The sequence below is a fragment of the Rhodoluna sp. genome, assembly GCF_024639375.1.
In the GTDB taxonomy this organism is placed as follows: Bacteria; Actinomycetota; Actinomycetes; order Actinomycetales; family Microbacteriaceae; genus Rhodoluna.
The window spans coordinates 65,838-82,328 of record NZ_JAHEIM010000011.1; the positions used below are offsets into that span (position 1 = coordinate 65,838).

19 protein-coding genes are annotated in these 16,491 nt (G+C 53.0%); 14 read left to right on the forward strand and 5 right to left on the reverse strand.

Annotated features, from left to right (window positions below; all coding sequences use genetic code 11):
* Positions 1-104: 104 nt before the first annotated feature.
* The 3 genes from Q0L28_RS04945 to aspS are packed head-to-tail and all read right to left on the reverse strand — an operon-like array spanning position 105 to position 2,267.
* Positions 105-632: a hypothetical protein gene (locus Q0L28_RS04945; protein ID WP_296632438.1), complete on the reverse strand. Its 528-nt coding sequence runs from the start codon at positions 630-632 to the stop codon at positions 105-107.
* A 30-nt stretch (positions 633-662) separates the two neighbouring features.
* Positions 663-926 carry a hypothetical protein gene (locus tag Q0L28_RS04950; RefSeq protein WP_296632440.1) on the reverse strand — a complete coding sequence of 88 codons (264 nt, stop codon included), beginning with the start codon at positions 924-926 and terminating at the stop codon, positions 663-665.
* A gap of 15 nt (positions 927-941) precedes the next feature.
* A complete protein-coding gene (gene aspS / locus Q0L28_RS04955) occupies positions 942-2,267 on the reverse strand; it encodes an aspartate--tRNA(Asn) ligase (RefSeq protein ID WP_296632442.1) in 1,326 nt (441 codons plus the stop codon).
* A 34-nt stretch (positions 2,268-2,301) separates the two neighbouring features.
* On the opposite strand from aspS, the gene Q0L28_RS04960 reads away from it, so the two are divergent.
* The 9 genes from Q0L28_RS04960 to Q0L28_RS05000 are packed head-to-tail and all read left to right on the forward strand — an operon-like array spanning position 2,302 to position 10,608.
* The gene (locus Q0L28_RS04960) at positions 2,302-2,937 is read left to right on the forward strand and encodes a histidine phosphatase family protein (RefSeq protein WP_296632443.1); all 636 of its coding nucleotides are present in this window, start codon (positions 2,302-2,304) and stop codon (positions 2,935-2,937) included.
* Entirely contained in the window at positions 2,934-3,536 is a 603-nt protein-coding gene (locus Q0L28_RS04965) for a TlpA disulfide reductase family protein (RefSeq protein ID WP_366843546.1), read from the forward strand. The genes Q0L28_RS04960 and Q0L28_RS04965 overlap by 4 nt, the downstream gene beginning before the upstream one ends.
* A 1-nt stretch (position 3,537) precedes the next feature.
* Positions 3,538-4,266 (forward strand): cytochrome c biogenesis protein CcdA, encoded by a 729-nt coding sequence (locus Q0L28_RS04970; RefSeq protein WP_296632444.1) that lies wholly within the window; start codon positions 3,538-3,540, stop codon positions 4,264-4,266.
* A complete protein-coding gene (locus tag Q0L28_RS04975; protein WP_296632445.1) occupies positions 4,256-5,779 on the forward strand; it encodes a cytochrome c biogenesis protein ResB in 1,524 nt (507 codons plus the stop codon). The genes Q0L28_RS04970 and Q0L28_RS04975 overlap by 11 nt, the downstream gene beginning before the upstream one ends.
* Positions 5,776-6,690 carry a c-type cytochrome biogenesis protein CcsB gene (gene ccsB, locus Q0L28_RS04980; protein WP_296632446.1) on the forward strand — a complete coding sequence of 305 codons (915 nt, stop codon included), beginning with the start codon at positions 5,776-5,778 and terminating at the stop codon, positions 6,688-6,690. The genes Q0L28_RS04975 and ccsB overlap by 4 nt, the downstream gene beginning before the upstream one ends.
* Entirely contained in the window at positions 6,677-7,675 is a 999-nt protein-coding gene (locus Q0L28_RS04985) for an o-succinylbenzoate synthase (RefSeq protein WP_296632447.1), read from the forward strand. The genes ccsB and Q0L28_RS04985 overlap by 14 nt, the downstream gene beginning before the upstream one ends.
* 9 nt (positions 7,676-7,684) lie before the next feature.
* Positions 7,685-8,596 carry a 1,4-dihydroxy-2-naphthoyl-CoA synthase gene (locus Q0L28_RS04990; RefSeq protein WP_296632448.1) on the forward strand — a complete coding sequence of 304 codons (912 nt, stop codon included), beginning with the start codon at positions 7,685-7,687 and terminating at the stop codon, positions 8,594-8,596.
* A gap of 15 nt (positions 8,597-8,611) precedes the next feature.
* On the forward strand, positions 8,612-9,712 hold the full coding sequence (locus tag Q0L28_RS04995) for an AMP-binding protein (protein ID WP_296632449.1): 1,101 nt from the start codon (positions 8,612-8,614) through the stop codon (positions 9,710-9,712).
* Positions 9,712-10,608 (forward strand): 1,4-dihydroxy-2-naphthoate polyprenyltransferase, encoded by an 897-nt coding sequence (locus tag Q0L28_RS05000; RefSeq protein WP_296632450.1) that lies wholly within the window; start codon positions 9,712-9,714, stop codon positions 10,606-10,608. The genes Q0L28_RS04995 and Q0L28_RS05000 overlap by 1 nt, the downstream gene beginning before the upstream one ends.
* Here the strand turns inward: Q0L28_RS05000 and Q0L28_RS05005 are convergent.
* Positions 10,601-10,876 carry a DUF4229 domain-containing protein gene (locus Q0L28_RS05005; RefSeq protein WP_296632451.1) on the reverse strand — a complete coding sequence of 92 codons (276 nt, stop codon included), beginning with the start codon at positions 10,874-10,876 and terminating at the stop codon, positions 10,601-10,603. The two genes, Q0L28_RS05000 and Q0L28_RS05005, sit on opposite strands and share 8 nt — an antisense overlap.
* A 38-nt stretch (positions 10,877-10,914) precedes the next feature.
* Here Q0L28_RS05005 and Q0L28_RS05010 point away from each other — a divergent pair, with 38 nt between their 5' ends.
* Both Q0L28_RS05010 and menD read left to right on the forward strand, forming a co-directional pair.
* Positions 10,915-11,142: a hypothetical protein gene (locus Q0L28_RS05010; protein WP_296632452.1), complete on the forward strand. Its 228-nt coding sequence runs from the start codon at positions 10,915-10,917 to the stop codon at positions 11,140-11,142.
* Entirely contained in the window at positions 11,132-12,709 is a 1,578-nt protein-coding gene (gene menD, locus Q0L28_RS05015; RefSeq protein ID WP_296632453.1) for a 2-succinyl-5-enolpyruvyl-6-hydroxy-3-cyclohexene-1-carboxylic-acid synthase, read from the forward strand. Before Q0L28_RS05010 ends, menD begins: the two co-directional genes overlap by 11 nt.
* Positions 12,710-12,711: 2 nt before the next feature.
* Here menD and Q0L28_RS05020 read toward each other — a convergent pair whose 3' ends face one another.
* Entirely contained in the window at positions 12,712-13,977 is a 1,266-nt protein-coding gene (locus Q0L28_RS05020) for an isochorismate synthase (protein ID WP_296632454.1), read from the reverse strand.
* Positions 13,978-14,095: 118 nt separating this feature from the next.
* On the opposite strand from Q0L28_RS05020, the gene Q0L28_RS05025 reads away from it, so the two are divergent.
* Genes Q0L28_RS05025 through Q0L28_RS05035 form a run of 3 tightly spaced genes read left to right on the forward strand, consistent with a single transcriptional unit; the run spans position 14,096 to position 16,467 of the window.
* Positions 14,096-14,749 carry a hypothetical protein gene (locus Q0L28_RS05025; RefSeq protein WP_296632455.1) on the forward strand — a complete coding sequence of 218 codons (654 nt, stop codon included), beginning with the start codon at positions 14,096-14,098 and terminating at the stop codon, positions 14,747-14,749.
* A gap of 9 nt (positions 14,750-14,758) precedes the next feature.
* A complete protein-coding gene (locus Q0L28_RS05030) occupies positions 14,759-15,460 on the forward strand; it encodes a demethylmenaquinone methyltransferase (protein WP_296632457.1) in 702 nt (233 codons plus the stop codon).
* Entirely contained in the window at positions 15,457-16,467 is a 1,011-nt protein-coding gene (locus Q0L28_RS05035; protein WP_296632459.1) for a polyprenyl synthetase family protein, read from the forward strand. The genes Q0L28_RS05030 and Q0L28_RS05035 overlap by 4 nt, the downstream gene beginning before the upstream one ends.
* Positions 16,468-16,491 lie beyond the last annotated feature (24 nt).

Consider the following 16,491-nt stretch of genomic DNA (forward strand, 5'->3'; position numbering starts at 1 on the left):
GGTTTGAGTTTTATAGTTGGAATGTCGAGGGCAGTAGCCCGAGAAAGAACGCCCAAGACTTGTCCGGACGGACTCATCTTGGGCGAACGTATTTAATGCTCATATCAGGGTGCAGAAACTTTAGTCACTTTCCCGATGACTGCTTTGCGCCAATTTCCGCCTTTGGCGAAGTCCCAAACGATTGCGTCAGCAGCCCATAGACCTGGATCATCCGATGGTTTCTTAAATGAATATCGAAATGTGTGGTTGCCGTTTTTAGCCAGCCAAGCCAGAGTGCGCTTGTCCCTACTGCGATCAGTTGAATCCTCAACAACTAATTCGTTACCCCGTTGCCAAAGAGGATGCTGAGCCATTAGAAGAAAAAGGTCTTGGCGAGTTGCAGCTGTAATACGACTCTTCGTATTCGATTCAAGAATTAGAGCATCCCAGTTAGCCAGAGAATTCAATTTTGCGAGGACTTCTCGTCGTCTTGAATCGCTCTCTTGTTTCATGTGAATTCGCGACTGGCCATTTTTGCGAAGGGATTCCATGGCTTTACGAAGGTCGGATAATTTGTGATCCTGAACTCGAAGAAGGCAGAGCGTGTACCTGCCCTCGCGCGATTCATCTATGAATGCGTAGAAGTTGTCCATGACTTAGCAAATCAAGGACATAGGACATTTTTAGTGAGGGAACAGCAGTTCTCCGCCGACCCAGAAAATCACAAAGGCGCCAACCAGCACGCCGATGATTACGCCGAGCCACGAGAAATCTTTTTTGATGAACGCGATGATGTTGAGAATCACGCCGGCAATGCCGAGTGCAAAAATCGCAAAGGCCGGAATGAACATCACGTTCACGGTTGTGGCCAGCAAAAACAAAACTGCGAATGCAACTGTTAGGTAGAAACCCCAGGTGCCAAGTTTGCTTTTAGGTAGCAGCGACATTTTTCGGTGCCGGGCTTATGGCTCTAGGCGGTTTGGACCACGGAACAAGAAACCAACTTCGCGAATGTTTGGCTGGTGCAATAGCAGCATCAAAACGCGAAGCAAGCCCATGCCAAAACCACCGTGGGCTGGAGCACCGTACTTAAAGAAGTCGAGGTAAGTCTGCAAGCCTTCTGGTTCTAGACCCTTCTGCTTTACCTGCTCGATCAAGACATCCAAGCGATGTTCACGCTGAGCACCGGTGGTAATCTCGGTGCCGCGCCAGATTAGGTCGTAGCTGTTGGTCAACGCATTGTTGTCGGCGTGACGCATGTGATAGAACGGGCGCACGGTTGCAGGGTAGTCGGTGACGAATACAAATTCGTGACCGTGAGTCTCTTCGGCCCAAGCCGCAATTTGACGCTCGCCCTCTGGGTCGAGGTCGCCTGCGCGCTCAACTTTGTGGCCGCGCTGGTTGATGATCTCGATTGCGGCATCCAAAGTCACTCGTGGGAACGGAATGCTCGGAACCTTAACTTCGATGCCGAAGTGCTTCAAGATTTCTTCACCGTGCTTTTCTTTTACTGCGCTAATTGCGCGGTGCAGCAACTGCTCTTGAATCTGCATGATGTCTTCGTGTGAGTCAATCCATGAAACTTCGATGTCAACCGAAACAAACTCGGTTGCGTGACGCGAGGTGAACGATGGGTCGGCACGGAACACTGGGCCAATTTCAAAGATTCGACCCATGCCAGACATCATTGCCATCTGCTTGTAGAACTGTGGTGACTGAGCCAGGTAGGCGTGGCCTTCGAAGTACTCAAGTTTGAAGAGCTCGGCGTTTGACTCAGAAGCCGAGGCCATCAGCTTTGGAGTGTGAATCTCAACAAAGCCGTTTTCAGTCCAGTATTCACGCCAAGCATGCTCGATGGTCGTTTGAATTCGGAACACCAAGTTCATCTCTGGGCGACGAAGGTCCAAGAAGCGCCAGTCCATGCGCTTGTCGATAGAGGTGTCATCGGCAATTGGGGTCTCCGGGTCAGCCATGGTGACGATTTCAACGTCATCAAGCTGAATCTCAAGACCGCCTAGCTTTACGCGCTCGTCGTGCACCAAACGACCGGTGATCCAAACGAATGAACCGTTGGTTAGGGTCGAAACCTTGGCAGCAAGGGCGTCATCCTCAACCGGCTGCTCGTCTACTACCGGGCGAGGGTAGGTCACCTGAACATCCCCAGATTCATCGCGAATAATGATGAATTGGATGCGCTTCTGATCACGAAGCTTTTCAACCCATCCACCGATAGTTACTGGTCCGTCTGGCAGGGCGGCAAGGTCTTTTACTAATGCACGGGCTCTCATAAGGGCCAGTTTAGCCGAGGGTAGACTTGACCTCATGCCCGCCGATCGCATTCATCTCATTCGTCACGGCGAAGTGCACAACCCCGATGCCGTTCTATACGGCAGGCTTCCGCACTTTGCGTTGAGCGAGCGCGGCCACAAGATGGCCGAGGCCGCCGCCGCAGAACTAAAGGCCGAGGGCCGCAAGATTTCGGCACTTTATGTGAGCCCTTTGTTGCGCACCCGTGAATCGGCCGAACCTGTGCAGCGCACTTTTAGCCTTGAACCCAAAATCGATGACCGCTTGGTTGAGCCATACAACGCCTTTGAGGGTCGCCGCCTTGGCCTGGGCCACGTTTTGATGCGCCCACACCTTTATTACCACTTGCGAAACCCACTGCAGCCAAGCTGGGGTGAGCCGTTTCGCCAGATTGCCGATCGCATGCTCGAAGTGATTGAAGAAGCTTGGCAAAATACTCAGGATGGCGACGTAGTGTTGGTTTCGCACCAATTGCCCATTGAAATGGTGCACCGTTCTTTGACCGGAATGGCTCTGCCGCACAGCCCGAGAAATCGTCGCACTGCGTTGTCGAGTATCACCACCATTGAGCGTCAGGGCAACAAATTTGTTGAAGTGGGTTATCGCGACCCGAGCGCCGCATTGCGCGCTATCGATAGAGGTGCCGTTTGAGAAAGTATCAGCGCTGGTTTCTAACTGGGGCGATTGTGTTTTTGATTGCAGTTGTAGTCATGGGCTCACTATCTGGTTGCGCTGCTAACGATCCGTTGGCAAATCAGTTCAAAGCTGGCGACAACAAAAATTACATCGCTGGGGATGGCAGCGTGACAGAGTTTGCGGCTGCGAACCGCCCAGTTGCCGTTAAGTGGTCGGGGGTTTCAACAACTGGCGAAGCTATCTCGAGTGCAAATTTGGCCGGCGTTGTAACGGTGTTGAATTTTTGGTACGCCGGATGTGCGCCTTGCCGAGCAGAAGCCCCAGATCTGCTTGAGCTGGCTGGCAAATATAAAGATGTGCAATTCATCGGTGTGAACGTGCGCGACAGCGCTGCCACTGCTGCAGCTTTTGAACGCAATTTCAAAATCACCTGGCCATCAATTGTTGATGCGCAAAGCGGCAGCGTGATGCTGGCATTCACCGGCATCGTAACTCCGCAAGCGGTGCCAACCACATTGGTGATTGGCAAAGACGGAAAAGTTACTGCGCGCGTGCTTGGTCGAATCGACAAGTCAATTCTTAAAGCTCTAATCGAAACAGCGGCAGGCGAATAATTTGAACCCGGGCGAAATCATTTTGAACGGCAGCATGTTTGCTGCTATTCCGATGGCGTTGCTCGCTGGTTTGGTTTCATTCATTAGTCCTTGCGTGTTGCCGCTCATCCCGGGTTATCTAGGATTTGTTTCCGGCTTCTCTTCTAGCCGAGGTCGCATGTTGCTTGGCTCACTTTTGTTTGTGCTGGGTTTCTCGGTTGTGTTTGTTCTGATTGGTGCGGTCTTCGGCACAATTGGCGCGGCAATTTATGCAGCGGGCATTTCGTGGGTGCAACGAATTCTGGGCGTGCTTGTGATCTTGCTCGGTTTGGTTTTGGTTGGCCAATTTAGTTTCATGCAACGCACTTTCAAAATGCAGGTTTCACCGAGACTGGGCCTGATTGGCGCCCCGTTGCTGGGCATCGCCTTTGGTCTGGGCTGGACTCCATGCATTGGCCCCACACTCGCGGCCGTGCTTACTTTGGCTTCGGATAGCGGATCCCCAGCCAAGGGCGCTCTGTTGGCCTTTGTTTATGCGCTTGGAATCGGCCTTCCGTTTATTGCGATTGCGGCTGGCTTCGGATGGGCCACCAAGTCAGTTGGCTTTGTGAAGCGTCACATTCGCACCTTCAACATTGTTGGCGGCGTGCTATTGATTGCACTTGGTTTGTTGTTGGCCACCGGCCTTTGGAGCCAGATCACTGGCTGGATTCAGTATGAGGTGTTTGGTTATTTCCAACTTGCAATCTAACGACGAGATTATTTCTCCGGCACTCGGTGTGTTCGGTTGGGCCCGATGGATCTGGCGCCAACTAACTTCAATGCGCACCGCGCTGATTTTGCTTTTGATGTTGGCGGTCGCAGCAGTTCCTGGTTCGATTTTTCCGCAACGCTCTGCAGACCCAAATGGTGTGACGCAATATTTTGACGCCAACCCAACTCTTGCGCCGATTCTTGATTCAGTTCAACTTTTTGATGTTTACAGCAGCTCATGGTTCTCTGCAATTTACATTTTGCTTTTCATCTCGTTGATTGGTTGCGTGTTGCCGCGCACCGCTGTGCACTTCGATGCATTGCGCTCGGCACCGCCAGCAGCACCTCGAATTTTCTCTCGCATGCCGGCACACATCGAAGTTGCTAGCAAGCGCGGCAAGTTAGTTGAGCGCGCAACTGCTTTGCTAAAGAAGCAGGGCTACCGCGTTGTGGTTGATGGCGATGCGGTTTCTGCCGAACGCGGTTATCTGCGCGAAACCGGAAACCTCGTTTTTCACTTCTCACTAATTGGAGTGCTGCTTGCAGTTGGCATCGGTGGTGGCATGAGCTACAGCGGTCAACGTGTATTGGTTGAGGGCGAAACTTTTGTAAACAACTTGGCCGCCTATGACTCATTTGCACCAGGCACATTCTTCAAAGAAGCCGAGCTAGTGCCATTCAGCATGACACTGCAAAAGTTCAAAGCCGAGTTTGACATTCGCCCAACCAGCAAAGGCATGCCACTCGACTTTCGCGCTCAGGTGACCACAAAGCTGGGCGTTGATGGCAAAGAAAAGAGCACGGTTATCCGCGTTAATGAACCACTCGAAATGCCAAATGCCAAGGTCTACCTAACCGGCAACGGTTATGCCCCGGTGATGACCATTCGCGATGCAGACGGCAACATTGTTTACTCGGGTGCCACCGCATTCTTGCCACAGTCGAGCACCTACACATCGCTCGGTGTAATCAAGGTTCCAGACACCGCACGCCAATTTGGCATCATCGCGTTTTTCTATCCAACGGTTGATGAACTGACAACCGGTGCATTGACCTCTTTGTTCCCGGCGCCAATCGATCCGATGCTAACCATGAACGTTTATGCGGGTGATCTTGGCCTAGATGGCGGAGTGCCGCGCAATGTTTATGCCCTCGACACCTCAAACATGACTCAGGTGGCTGGCGGCAAGAGTGGTGTGAAGGGCTTGCGTCTAAAGCTTGGCGAAAGCGCCGAGCTGCCTAACGGTTTGGGCACCGTGAGCTTTGATGGTCTCAAGCGTTTTGCTTCTTTGGATGTGGACTACAACCCGGGCGCTCTGTGGGTGCTGGTGTTTGCGTTGCTATCGCTGGCCGGTTTGACTACCTCGCTATTGGTGCCGCGTCGGCGCGTTTGGGTTCGCAAGACTGAGACCGGATTCGAAGTGGCAGCTCTGGCCCGTGGCGATGACCCTATTCTTGAAAAGGTTGTCAACGAAGTTGCAACAGCTCTAACTCAGAAAGATAAGAAATGACCCCAGTTGCCCTGAACGACAGTCTTTCGCAGATCTCACTGCTTTTCATTTATGGAGCAATGCTGGTCTATACCGTTTCTTTCTTGTCATTCAGCTGGCAACTAACTCGCCTAAGCAGCGACAAGAAAAAGATTCGCGCCGGGGCATCTCAGCTTGAGCGTGTGGGCATCACACTTTTGATTATGGCCGATGTGCTTCACGGTGTTGGTGTGATTCTTCGAGGCATTGCCGCCTCACGTGTGCCTTGGGCAAACATGTATGAATTCTCAATCACCGGTTCATTCATCGTGGTCACAATTTTCTTGATCGCACTCAAGATTCGCGACATCCGCTTGATTGCAGCTTTTGTTTCTGGCTTCAATCTTTTGATTCTTGGCGTCGCCACCACCGTCTTTTATGTTCGTGTGGCTCCACTGCCGCCAGCACTGCAGAGTTATTGGTTGGTGATTCACGTTTTGGTTGCCGTGTTGGCAACCGCATTCTTCAACATCGCCGCAGCGCTTTCGATTGCTTACATTTTCAAGACTGCTAAGTGGGTTGAGAATTCAAAGCTCAAGTTGGTTGGCGCGATGCGTCGCATCCTCGGATTGTTTCCAAACGAAGAAAAGCTCGAGCGTCTTGCTTACCGCTTCAACATCATCGGTTTCATTCTTTGGACCTTCACTTTGATCGCCGGCGCCATCTGGGCCGAGCGGGCCTGGCACCGCTATTGGGGCTGGGACACCAAAGAAGTTTGGACCTTCATCATCTGGACTATCTATGCCGGCTACCTGCACGCCAATGCAACTCGAGGTTGGACGGGCAAGCGTTCAGCTTGGTTGGCCGTGGTTGGTTTCGTGGCGATTCTGTTTAACTTCACAGTTGTGAACCTGTTCTTCAAGGGTCTTCACGTTTACAGTGGCCTCAAGTAAGCCAACTCTCGATGAGCTGCTCGCAAACGCGCGAGTGGTGGCATTACCGCTGCGCACTAAATTCCGCGGATTACTAGAACGCGAACTTTTGTTATTCGAAGGCCAAATGGGCTGGGCCGAGTGGTCACCATTTGTTGAGTATGGCGACGAAGAAGCAGCACTCTGGTTGCGTGCCGCAATCGAGTTTGGTTATAGCGAAATGCCGCCACTGCATCGCGATTCAATTTCGGTGAATGCAATCTTGCCAGCTGTGCCGCTGGAACAAATTGAAAAGGTGCTCAAAGGTTTTGGTGAATTCAGCACCGTCAAAATTAAGGTGGCCGAACCCGGGCACACTCTGCAACAAGATTTGGCTCGAGTGCTTCGCGTGCACGAGCTGCACCCAAATGCAAAAATTCGACTTGACGCCAACGGCGGCTATTCAATCGACGAAGCGCAATCGCTGGCATTTGCTCTGGTCGACGAAGGCGTGCCGCTTGATTACCTTGAGCAGCCAGTTGGCACCATCGCTCAAATGGCAGAACTTCGACTCAAGCTTTCACGCATCGGGGTAAAAATTGCTGCGGATGAATCGGTGCGAAAAGTTAGCGACCCGCTCGCGGTGGCGCAGTCCGGGGCAGCCGACATTCTGGTTCTCAAAGCAGCACCACTTGGCGGTATCCGCAATTCCCTTGCGATTGCAGCCGAAGCGGGCTTGCCAGTTGTGGTCAGTAGTGCGCTCGAGTCATCCGTAGGCCTTTCAATGGGAGCTCACCTGGCTGCCGCGCTGCCCAACCTTGAGTTTGATTGCGGCCTGGCCACTGGGCATTTGCTGGCTGGCGATGTGACTCGTGAACCGCTCGTGTCAGTTGGTGGCAAACTGCCGGTTCGCCGTGTGGCCGTCGACGCAGCCAAGCTAGACCTGTTTGCCGCCGATGACCACCGCATGGATTGGTGGTTGGAGCGTTTGTCTCGCGTTTATGGGCTGGCAACCGGCCCAAGTTAGGGTTGATGCATGGCAAGCAAAGTTTCTGAGCTCTTTGACGAGCATATCTGGCGCGAGGTGCCGGGCTTCGAGCAACTCGAAGACATTACCTATCACAAGCACATTTCGCTTGGAATTGTGCGCGTTGCATTCAACCGCCCAGAGGTAAGAAACGCATTCCGTCCAAAGACTGTCGACGAACTTCACCGCACACTAGATCACGCTCGCATGGACTCAAAGGTGGGCGTAGTTTTGCTAACCGGCAACGGCCCATCGGTTAAGGATGGCGGCTGGGCATTTTGCAGCGGTGGCGATCAGCGCGTGCGCGGCCGTGATGGCTATAAATATGCCGAAGGTGAAACTGCAGAATCAATCGACCCGGCTCGTTCTGGCCGTTTGCACATTCTTGAAGTTCAGCGCCTAATTCGTTTTATGCCAAAAGTTGTCATCGCACTTGTGCCAGGTTGGGCTGCCGGTGGCGGTCACTCGCTCAACGTGGTTGCCGATCTTTCAATTGCCAGTGCAGAGCACGCAAAGTTCAAGCAGACCGATGCCGATGTTGGTTCGTTTGATGCCGGTTATGGCAGCGCATACCTTGCTCGCCAGGTTGGTCAAAAGTTTGCCCGCGAAATTTTCTTTCTTGGCGAAGAATATTCATCCCAGCGCGCCTATGAAATGGGCGTTGTAAACAAAGTCGTTGCTCACGCCGAACTTGAAAAAGTTGGCGTTGAGTGGGGCGCAGAAATTCTGCGCAAGTCACCGCAGTCGGTTCGCATGCTGAAGTATGCGTTCAACATGGTTGACGACGGTTTGGTTGGCCAACAACTATTCGCTGGTGAAGCAACTCGCTTGGCTTATGGCACTGATGAAGCAGTTGAAGGTCGCGACTCGTTCTTGCAAAAGCGCGAACCCGACTGGTCGCCTTTTCCTTGGCAGTTCTAAACACAAGAGCAAATTGTGCTTGAGCTAAAACTTGTTGCCGCAAACGACACCTTTGGCGCACTCATTGCACTCGGTGAAATGCTCGCCGGCAAGCACGCAGTTTTTATCACCGCTCCAGAAATCAACGGCAAGATGCCAGATCAGCACGGCCTACCGAACGAGGTTGATGAATCGGGTGCGCTGATTGTTGAAACCTCGGGCTCAACTGGTGTTCCAAAACGAATCGAACTTTCTCGCGAAGCCTTGTTGGCCAGTGCGCTCGCTTCTCAAGAGCGCCTCGGCGGGCCGGGGCAGTGGCTCTTGGCACTACCAACCAACTACATCGCCGGCAGTAACGTTTTGGTTCGCTCCTTGGTGGCCGAGACGCAGCCAATCTTGATGAACACTTCGGTGCCATTTACCGCGGATGCTTTCGCGCGTGCTGCCAGCCTGATGACTGGTGAGCGCCGATACACATCCCTAGTGCCAACGCAGTTGAATCGCTTGGCTCAGGCGGTTGACCAAGACCCTTACCTGCTGAACCAGATGCTCAAGTTTGATGCCATTTTGATTGGTGGCCAGGCGCCACAGCCCGAGGTGCTGCAGAAATTGCGCACCCTTGGCGTGCGCATTGTGGTCACCTATGGCATGACCGAAACCTGCGGTGGTTGTGTTTACGACGGAGTGCCTCTCGAGGGTGTTGAGCTTGATTTGCGCGGGGGAGTGATTGTGGTTTCGGGGCCGGTGTTGGCGAATGGTTTTGCACCTGCGTTTGTGACTAACGACCTTGGCGAATTTGATTCCACTGGCAAACTCACCGTGTTGGGTCGGGCCGATCGAGTTTTGATTTCTGGCGGCATCAAGATTTCGCTAGATCGCGTTGAACAGATTTTGCACGGAGTAAATGGCGTTAGCGATGTTGCTGCTTCATCAATTCAAGATGTTGAATGGGGCGAGCGTGTGGGTGTGGTTTATGTTGGCAGCCCAGAGGTAGCCGACGACATGGCAACCGCGCTTGCAAATGACCTTGGTCCAGCCGGTCGCCCAGTTCGAATTCTGCGAGTAGATAAACTGCCTAAGTTGTTCACTGGCAAAGCAGATCTGCGAGCAATAAAACAACTCTTTGAGGAGAAATGATGTCGAAGCGCAAAAAGAATGTGCAACTTTGGATCGAAGGCGCTCGCCTGCGCACACTGCCACTTGCAATTGCACCTATTGCAATTGGCGCAGGTGCTTCAGCTTCGGCTAATCAGTTCTCGCTGGGTCTAACGCTTTTGGCTTTGGCCGTGGCCTTGTTTTTGCAGATCGGCGTGAACTACGCCAATGATTACTCCGATGGAATTCGCGGCACCGACGACAAACGAGTTGGCCCGCTTCGCCTAACCGGCTCAAAATCGGTAAAGCCACAGGCCGTTAAAAACGCAGCCTTCATTTTCTTTGCACTTGCCGCGCTCGCCGGATTGGCAATTGTGTTGCTAACCCAGCACTGGTGGTTCTTGCCAGTTGGCGCAGCTTCGATTGTTGCGGCCTGGTTTTACACCGGTGGCAAAAATCCATACGGCTATGCCGGCCTCGGAGAACTAGCCGTATTTATTTTCTTCGGCTTAGTTGCCACCTATGGCACCGCATACATTCAGATTGGTCGCTTCGATTTGAATGCACTTCTCGGCGGAACAGCCACCGGCCTGTTTGCATCCGCGGTATTGATGGTCAACAACATTCGCGACATCGACACCGATAAGCACGTTGGCAAGCGCACGCTCGCGGTGAAGCTAGGCAAGCGTTGGGCCAAGGCGTTGTTCTTTGCGATGATTTGGTTGCCAATGGGGCTGCTGGTTGCCTACCCCGTGATTTACCCGGCTACATTCTTTGCCTGGGCAGTGGCCTTCATGTTGATTCCGGTCACCCTCATCGTGGCAACGGCCAAGACTCCAAAAGAGTTGATCTTGGCTCTGAAGCTCACTAGTTTTGCGGCCCTGGGCTATGCCCTGTTGTTTGGGTTTGGCTTAGCGGCCATCAACTTTGCTATTTAGCGCTGTCTTCGGCTGAGTCTGAGGTTTCGGCCGGCTTGCCATCTTCAGCAATGGTGTCGCGGTCTGCCTTGTTCTGGCGTGCCTTATAAATAGCCTCGGATACCGCTGAACGCTGCTTGCCCAAGAACAAAATCGAGATTGCCAGTGAAAGCACTGCCGCAATTAGGGCCGCGAAGAACGCATCGAACCGCAACAAAAGCATGATTGCCAGAATGCCGGCAAAGATGCCAACGCGAATAGCTGCATAAACGAGCCAAGGGTTTTTCATGGAATAAGTCTAAGTTTGCCGCTGGTTAGAGTTAACCCATGAAGTGGATTGTCTTTGTTGCCATCGCGGCCGGAATCTTGGCGATTTTCGGCCTGGTCTATGGCATTAGCTTTTTGGTTGAGCGCTCGCGCCGATCAAAGGCAAAGTCAAAATCTACTGCCCCGGATGACGACCCGAAGTTTCTTCGCGATCTGGCCGAGCGCCTAAAGCAGCAAGAGGAAAAAGACAAAGACAAAGACGATGAGGGCAAAACCGGTGAGCAGTAATTCACCAGCCCAAGCTTTTTCTGCCACCCTCCTCGCTGCCCTAGCAAAAGCTGGCGTGCGCAATTTCTTTTTAGCTCCCGGTGCGCGTTCGCAAAGTCTGGCAATTGCAGTTGGCCAACTTGCCGAAGCAGACAAAATCAAACTTCACATTCGCTTGGATGAGCGCAGCCTTGGTTTCACCGCACTAGGCGCAGCGCTAACCAGTGGCGAACCTTCGGTAATCATCACAACTTCGGGCACTGCGGTTGCAAACTTGCACCCGGCGGTTCTTGAAGCGCATCACTCGGGTGTACCACTTATTTTGCTCACCGCAGATCGCCCTCATGAATTGCGCGGTGTTGGTGCCAACCAAACCACAAACCAAGTTGGCCTTTTTGCCGATGCGGTGCGCGAGTGCGTTGACGTGCCTGCACCAAACGGCAACGATGGAGAATTGCGCGAGGCGGCTGAGCTTGCAACAAATGCAATTGCTGTTGCCATGGGTTACGACGGTGACCAGCCCGGTCCGGTGCAATTGAACTTGGCTTTTCGCGAACCACTTTCGGCCACCGAACCAAACGCGGCAACTCTGAACCCTCAGGTTGCACTGCCAAACATTTTTGAACCGAATCCAGATTTCGCTTTGCTGAGTGCAGCGTTGCCAACCGTTGTGGTGGCTGGTGCAGGTGCGGGCGAAGATGCAATTGAATTGGCCGAGGCTTTTGGTTGGCCGCTTTTTGCTGAACCGTCATCCGGGGCGCGTGCAGGTGCAAACGCAATTTTGAAATATCGCAAACTGCTCGACGAGCACGCTCAACTAACCAACGAAATTAGACGCGTGATTGTTTTGGGTAAACCGACTCTTGGCCGTGCAGTGATTCAATTGATGTTTGCACCCGAGGTTGAAGTTGTTGTGGTGCGAAGCAAAACTATGGGGTACTTCGATGTGTCTCGCCGTGCCGCACACGTGGTTGATGAAATCACTGTCGACGATGAGGTTGATTTTGAGTGGCTAGAGCGCTGGCGCCTTGCCGATGCGCGACACACCGCGGATGCCGGCGCAGAGCTTGACCGTCGCGCCCTGGTTGAAGCGGTCTGGGGTGCCACCACTGGCGCCGATCAATTGTTGCTCGGGGCATCGCGCCTGATTCGCGAGGCCGATGTTTGGGCTCCGGCCAAGGCCATCCGAGTGTTTTCAAATCGCGGGCTGGCTGGCATAGACGGAACTGTTGCCACGGCAACCGGCATTGCTCTGGTTGAGCGTGAAGGCACAACTCGCGCGCTGATGGGCGACCTAACCCTGTTGCACGATGCTGGTTCATTGTCTATCGACAAACAAGACGGCGATCTGAACCTTCAGCTGATTGTTGGCAACGACCACGGTGGCACAATCTTTAATTCTCTCGAGATGGCGCAGACACTTTCACCGCAAATGTTTGAGCGACTCTTTCAAACTCCGCAGCAAGCAGATTTGTGGGCACTGGCACAGGCTTATGGTTGGCAATATTTGCGAGTCGAATCTCGTGGCCAACTTGACGAGGCGCTGGCAACTTCGGGCCGTGTGCTAATTGATGTGCGGTTGAGCTAAAGCTAAATTAGCGCGTCGCGAATTGGGCGAAACTTCAATTCGGTTTCTTCTAGTTCTGCATCGGCGGTTGAGCCGGCAACAATTCCGCAACCAGCAAATGCACGAATAATTAGTTCGCTGGCCTGTGACGCATCGGAGTGGTCGAGTTGTGTCTTGTTCATTTTTTCAAGTTGCGCACCGCGCAATGCGATTGCCCACTCGCCATCGCCATCTGCGCCAATCCAACCAACTGGCCCGGCATAACGACCACGGTCGATGTCTTCAATCTTTGAAATCGCACTCAGCGCTTTTGCGGTTGGAGTGCCAGCAACTGCAGCAGTTGGGTGAAGCGCCGCAGCAAGGTCGAGCACCGATGAATCTTGCTTGAGCACGCCGTGCACATCGCTGGCCAAGTGCCAAAGATTTGGCAGCGCCAAACTAAACGGGTTCGCATCGGCATCAACGTGTTCGCAAAATGGAGTAAGTGCCTCGACCAATGAGTTCACGGCAAAGGCGTGTTCATTTTTGTTCTTCTCAGAATCTGCGAGTGCAGCGGCAATTGCTTGATCAACACCTGGGTCCGTTCCGCGACCAGCAGTGCCCGCCAAAACTCGAGCTGAAACTTGACCGTGTGAAACGCGAACCAAAAGTTCAGGTGAGGCACCAAACATTCCATCAACCGAGTAAACCCAGCAACTCGGATACTGATTCGCCAATCGCACTAGCGACGGGCGAACATCAAAGTCCACCGCAACAGTTGCGGTGATGTCGCGAGCTAGAACGATTTTCTCAACCTGACCCGCGGCAATTTGCTCAAGGGCAGCAGCAACATTCTCTTTGAACTGCGCAGGGCTCACTTGGCCGTTTGCAAAAACGGTTGCGCCGTTGTGCGCATAGGTTGCCGGCTTCGACCAAAAGTCGTGCGCATCGACGCCATCCACAGTGGTTAACCAAACACGACCATCGCGGCTGCCCAAAACGACTTTGGGCACAATCAGCGTGCTCGGGGTTTTGCTGGCATCAGAAAAAGCGAGTGTGCCAAAGGCGATTAGGCCGGTGCCCGGCAAGCCGATTGGGTCAACCACCTGTGCGGTGGCCACCAGCGCCTGCCACTGGGCGGCCAAATCTTGAATGCGCCCATTTACCGCGGATGACTCGAGGCGCACGGCCTCGCCCCAGCCCACGATGCCTTGGCCATTGCGAATAAAGGTGAGCGGATCGCTAGGCAGGTGCTGCAGCAGATCGAAGTCGGCCAGCTCGAGTTCTTGTGTGACAAGCGACAAAGCCATGGTTTGCCCCTATCAATCAATCTGTGTGTTCGCTGAGAACCTTGCATCTGGCATTCAGGCAAGCGGCAGCAATAAGTAGTCTAAAACCGAAGAGCTCCTCCGCAGAAAAGGTGATCAAATGCGCAAGCCAGCCCCAGTGGCGTTAGGTGTGCTTTTGGCTACCCTGCTTGCGGGTCTGTTTTTGCCTTCTGCGGCTTTTGCCGATGATGATGAAGACGACTCGCCATCCAGCAGTTCGAGCAGTTCAAGCAAGTCTCAAAGTGAAAAACAAGAGACCGAAGACAAGCACAAAGAAATCGACGGCATCTATATGAACCCGGGTCGCATCTCGGTGCCGCCTATCGTCATTCGCAGAGTTCGTCCAAATGAAGTGGTAGCCAGCCCAAGACCTAAGGTTTTGTCGGGCACGTCATCGACCACATTGCATCCTAAAATATCGAGTTCATCATTGAAAAACGTCACTGGCACGTCTTCGAAAACCAATTCACCAGAGGTCAGCGTTCAAAAATCGACTCAAAACTTTGTGGCTGTAGCTCCTCAGGCAACCGATTCATCGCTAAATGACACGGCTTCGAATTTAGATGGCACAACAACGGGCGTTTCAATCAATCCGGTTGGTGGAGCGGCCATCGACATCAGCACTTTCAATTCGGATGCAAAAACACCGGCTGAAACTTTTATCGAGGCAGCTTATGTAGGCCTTGGCGCAATGGCAATTGGTGCCCTTGCTCTTGGAATTACCGCCGGAACCCGAGCAATTCGTCGCAAGTAGACTTGCAGGGTGAGCAAAGCCGATCTAGCTAAAAAACCTGCCGAAGTTGCCGCCATGTTTGACGACGTGGCCGCCACCTATGACCGCACCAACTCATTGCTCTCATTTGGTCAAGATCGCACCTGGCGCAATGCCGTTCGTGAAACCGTTGCCCCAACCGCTGGTCAAAAGATTCTTGATTTAGCAGCTGGCACCGGTGCATCATCCGCAGCGTTTTTGGCCGATGGCGTCAAAGTTGTAGCCGGGGATTTTTCTGAGGGCATGTTGGCAGTTGGCCGCAAGCGTCACCCGAACATCGAATTTGTTTTTGCCGATGCCACCAAGTTGCCTTTTGCCGACAATGAATTCGACACCGTCACAATCTCATTCGGGTTGCGCAATGTTGTAGATGTGAAAAAGGCGCTTAGCGAGATGCACCGCGTTACCAAACCGGGTGGTCAATTGGTGATCTGCGAATTCTCAAAGGTGAGCAATCGTTTCTTGCGCCCTTTCTATAACTTCTACCTGGGTCGTTTATTGCCGGCGCTATCTTCGATTGCCAGCAAAACCCCAGAGGCCTACAGCTATCTTTCGGAATCAATCATGGCTTGGCCAAACCAGCAAGAACTTGGTTTGCAAATCGCTAAGGCTGGCTATGAAAGCGTTCAGTTTCAGAACCTAACCTGTGGCATCGTTGCTATTCACCGTGCTCGCAAGAAGGCAACCAAGTGACAAAAATTCAGTTGCCCAAGCAACTTCGAAAAGTTTCAGACCGCGCCCTACTAAAGTCACTCGAAACCGGGCTTGAAAAAGTTGAAGAGCAATTGCTCGAAGCAACTTTTCACGCAGACCGAATTGCGGGCGAGGCATCACGTCACCTAGTTGAAGCTGGCGGCAAGCGCGTGCGACCAACTTTGGTATTGCTAACCGCACAACTGGGCAACCCTAACCTCCAAGAAGTGCTCGATGCAGCGGTTGTTGTTGAACTAACTCACCTGGCAACGTTGTATCACGATGACGTTATGGACGATGCTCCTACTCGTCGCGGTGTGCCAACTGCGCAAATGAAGTGGGGCAACTCGGTTGCGATTTTGACTGGTGACCTACTGTTCGCACGTGCATCCCAAGTTGGTTCACACCTGGGTCAAGCTTCACTAACTTTGCAAGCCGATACCTTTGAGCGTTTGTGTTTGGGGCAGTTGCACGAAACCATTGGCCCGGCCGATGGAGATGACGTAATTGCCCACTACATTCAGGTGCTCGCCGACAAGACCGGCTCATTGATTGCGGCTTCAGCTCGTTTGGGAATTATTCTTTCTGGTGCACCTGCCGAGTATGAAGAGCCGATGCGTGTATTCGGCGAGAAAATCGGCGTGGCATTTCAGCTGATTGATGACGTGATTGACATTTCAGAGGCGGGCCCATCTGGCAAGACTCCGGGCACCGATCTTCGCGCCGGTGTGCCAACCTTGCCGGTGCTTTTGCTCCGCCGTGATGCAGCCGCCGGTGTTGCTGGTGCGGCCGAACTTGTGGCCCTTATTGACGGTGGTCTTGAAGACGATTCAGATTTGGCTCAGGCGCTAGCCGCGCTGCGCGATCGTGGCCTTGGAGAGCAGGCCTATGCCGAAGCAAAGCGATGGGCAGATGAGGCGGTTGAAGCTATTCAGCCGCTGCCAAACGGCTCGGTGAAGTTAGCGCTTGAGCAATTTGCACAAGCAGTCATCGACCGCTCAAACTAGTACTTTCTCACCGCTAAAGGAGTC